This window comes from Pseudomonas agronomica, assembly GCF_025917275.1.
GTDB lineage: Bacteria > Pseudomonadota > Gammaproteobacteria > Pseudomonadales > Pseudomonadaceae > Aquipseudomonas > Aquipseudomonas agronomica.
In genome coordinates this window covers 1-2,940 of the sequence record NZ_JAOSHO010000570.1, presented here as the reverse complement: position 1 = coordinate 2,940, position 2,940 = coordinate 1, and the positions used below count along the sequence as shown (strand labels likewise).

3 protein-coding genes are annotated in these 2,940 nt (G+C 62.7%); 2 read left to right on the top strand and 1 reads right to left on the bottom strand.

What is annotated here, in order from left to right:
- The first annotated feature begins 99 nt into the window (after positions 1-99).
- Positions 100-1,305 (top strand): benzoate/H(+) symporter BenE family transporter, encoded by a 1,206-nt coding sequence (locus OC610_RS24605; protein WP_264431562.1) that lies wholly within the window; start codon positions 100-102, stop codon positions 1,303-1,305.
- Between the two features lie 15 nt (positions 1,306-1,320).
- Here OC610_RS24605 and OC610_RS24600 read toward each other — a convergent pair whose 3' ends face one another.
- On the bottom strand, positions 1,321-2,340 hold the full coding sequence (locus OC610_RS24600) for a Glu/Leu/Phe/Val dehydrogenase family protein (RefSeq protein ID WP_030139906.1): 1,020 nt from the start codon (positions 2,338-2,340) through the stop codon (positions 1,321-1,323).
- A gap of 185 nt (positions 2,341-2,525) precedes the next feature.
- On the opposite strand from OC610_RS24600, the gene OC610_RS24595 reads away from it, so the two are divergent.
- On the top strand, positions 2,526-2,940 hold a 415-nt coding region (locus OC610_RS24595; protein ID WP_264431560.1), incomplete at its 3' end, for a transglutaminase-like domain-containing protein.

Here is a 2,940-nt window from a genome sequence, read left to right as displayed (position 1 = left end):
AATCGATTCAATCCGTTCAAATACACTCACCAAAATCAACTCAATCTATTCCCCCCAACCGCCAACATTCGGGTGCCCAGCGCGCCAAGCCGAGACCTCATGGACACAATCAGAAAGGATCTATCCCTCTCCGCGATCATCGCAGGCTTTATCGCCGTGATCATTTCCTACGCCGGCCCACTGATCATCGTGTTCCAGGCCGCCAAGGAAGCACAGCTGCCCAACGATGTGGTGTCGTCATGGATCTGGGCCATTTCCATTGGCAGCGGGGTGACAGGGCTGTTCTTGAGCTGGCGCCTGCGGGTTCCGGTGATCGCGGCGTGGTCGACGCCGGGCGCGGCGTTGCTGGTGTCGATGCTGCCCACCGTTACCCTGCCCCAGGCCATAGGCGCCTACATCGTGGCTTCGGTAATCATCGCCGTGGTCGGCCTGTCCGGCGCGTTCGACAAACTGATGAGCCGCCTGCCCAGGGCCATCGCCGCCGCCATGCTCGCGGGCATCCTGTTCCGCTTCGGCGCCGGGCTGTTCACGTCCATCGAACTGCAACCGGTGTTGGTGTTGGCGATGATCGCGGCCTATCTGGCCTTCAAGCGCTTCTCGCCGCGCTACGCGATCCTGTCGGTGCTGATCATCGGCTGTGCGGTGGCAGCTTCGTTCGGCGAACTCAACAGCGGCTCGATCAATGTTGCGGTGGCCCATCCGGTCTTCATCGCCCCGCAATGGAGCTGGCACGCAATCATCAACATCGGCCTGCCGCTCGCACTCGTCACCTTGACCGGTCAATACGTGCCGGGCATGGCCGTGCTGCGCACCGCCGGCTATGACACGCCGGCTCGCTCGATCATTTCATTTACCGCCATCGGCTCGATCCTGATGGCTCCGTTCGGCTCCCATGGCTTGAACCTGGCCGCAATCACCGCAGCGATCTGCACCGGCCGCGAAGCCCATGAGGACCGCGACAAACGCTACATCGCCGGGATTGCCTGCGGGGTCTTCTACATCCTGATGGGCATTTTTGGCGCGACCTTGGCCTCGGTGTTTTCCGCGCTGCCGAAAGAACTGATCGCGTCCCTCGCCGGCCTGGCCTTGTTCGGCGCGATCAGTGCCGGGCTGACCGGTGCCATGGCCGACGACAAACAACGGGAAGCCGCGCTGATCACCTTCCTGGTGACAGCTTCGGGCATGAGTTTCCTCGGTTTGGCCGCCGCATTCTGGGGACTGATCTTTGGTCTCGTGGCGCATTTCGCATTGAACTACAGTCGCGAACGCCGGGCGACCGTACTGGCCGAGGGCACTCGTCCCTGAGTGCCCGCTCCGGCTTCATCGGTACAACAAACGCTCCGCCAACTCATCGGCCACCCGGGCTGGCGAGCGTTTTTCCGCCTGGGCATGGGCGAAGACTTCCGTGAGCCGGGCGCCGATCTTCGACAGGTGCGCGGTGATAGTCGGCAATTCTTCGCCACGATGCTTCAGCGCGACATAGATCAGGCCGCCGGAGTTGATCACGTAGTCCGGCGCATAAAGAATCCCGCGTCTCTCCAGCTGATCAGCCACCTGCAAGTTGCTCAGTTGGTTATGGGCCGAGCCGGCGACCGCCGAGCAACGCAGTTGCGCCACGCTGTGGCTGTTGAGCACGCCGCCGAGCCCGCAAGGCGCCAGGATGTCACACGGCGTGCTGAGCAATGCATCGTTGGCGATGGGGTGGGCGCCCAATTGCTCCATGGCCAACTGGACCTTGCCGGGGTCGATGTCGCTGACCAGCAGTTCCGCGCCCGCCGCGTGCAGTTGTTCGGCCAGGGCATAACCGACGTTGCCCAAGCCCTGGATCGCGACGCGCAGGCTCTCCAGGTTATCGCTGCCCAAACGGGCCATCGCCGTGGCGCGAATACCGGCGAAGACGCCCATCGCCGCGTGCGGCGCCGGGTCTCCCGAGGCGGTGGTGCTGGTGACGTGACGGGTCTGCTGGGCGATGCAGTCCATGTCCGCCACTGACGTCCCGCTGTCGATGGCGGTGATATAGCGGCCATCCAGTTGCTCGATGCAACGGCCAAAGGCTTCGAATAGCGCGGCCCGGCTTTCGACATGCGCAGGGCGCATGATGACCGCCACTCCGCCACCCACGGGCAAGCCGGCCAGGGCAGCCTTGTAGCTCATGCCCTGGGCCAGGCGCACGGCGTCGGCCACGGCACTTTCGTCGTCGGGGTAGGAAAGATAACGACAACCTCCCAGGGCAGGCCCTGGACGGCTGCAATGAATGGCAATCACCGCCTTCAACCCGGTCACCGGGTCTACGCTTAAGTGCAGCGATTCAAGGCGGGAGCTTTGCATGAGAGCGAACATCGACAGGCTCCCGAATCACTTTTGTCTGTTTCGCCAGTATAGGCGTGCGCTCGAAAATTGCTGGAGTTCGCCGGAATAAGCATGAGTGGTTGCCTGTTATTTCGGCATAACCTGTTACTGCGTATTTGTGAGACTGGACGAAAACCCATGGCAGAGCTAAAACGAGGCATAGCCCGGAGATTGTGATGACGCCGCGCCAAGCCTTTTTTGATTGCCTGCACCGCTCCCCACCGGCGCTGTTCGAAGCAGCGCTATGGATCGCCGCTGAACATGATCGCGAGCTGGATGTACCGACGCTGTTGAAGGACTTCAAGGATCTGCAACGGCAGGTCAGCCACGGCCTGCCCATGTTGCCGGTCAGTGAGTTGGGCCAGCCCTTGCTTCGACGCCTCAATGACCTGGGCTTCGCCCAGGACGATTCCACCCCGCTACGACCCCGCGCGGCGCTGCTGGATAAAGTCCTCGCGCACAAACGGGGGCAGCCCCTGGCCCTCGGCCTGATCGCCCTGGAGTTGGCCCGCGGCCTGGAGATCCCACTGGCCGGTGTCAATTTCCCCGGCCATTTCCTGCTACGCGTCCCCGGTGCCGACCATCTGCTCG

Bases quoted from the DNA above. Each gene is read 5' to 3' on its own strand.
- OC610_RS24605 (WP_264431562.1), top strand. From the start codon at position 100: ATGGACACAATCAGAAAGGATCTATCCCTCTCCGCGATCATCGCAGGC.
- OC610_RS24600 (WP_030139906.1), bottom strand. From the start codon at position 2,340: ATGTTCGCTCTCATGCAAAGCTCCCGCCTTGAATCGCTGCACTTAAGC.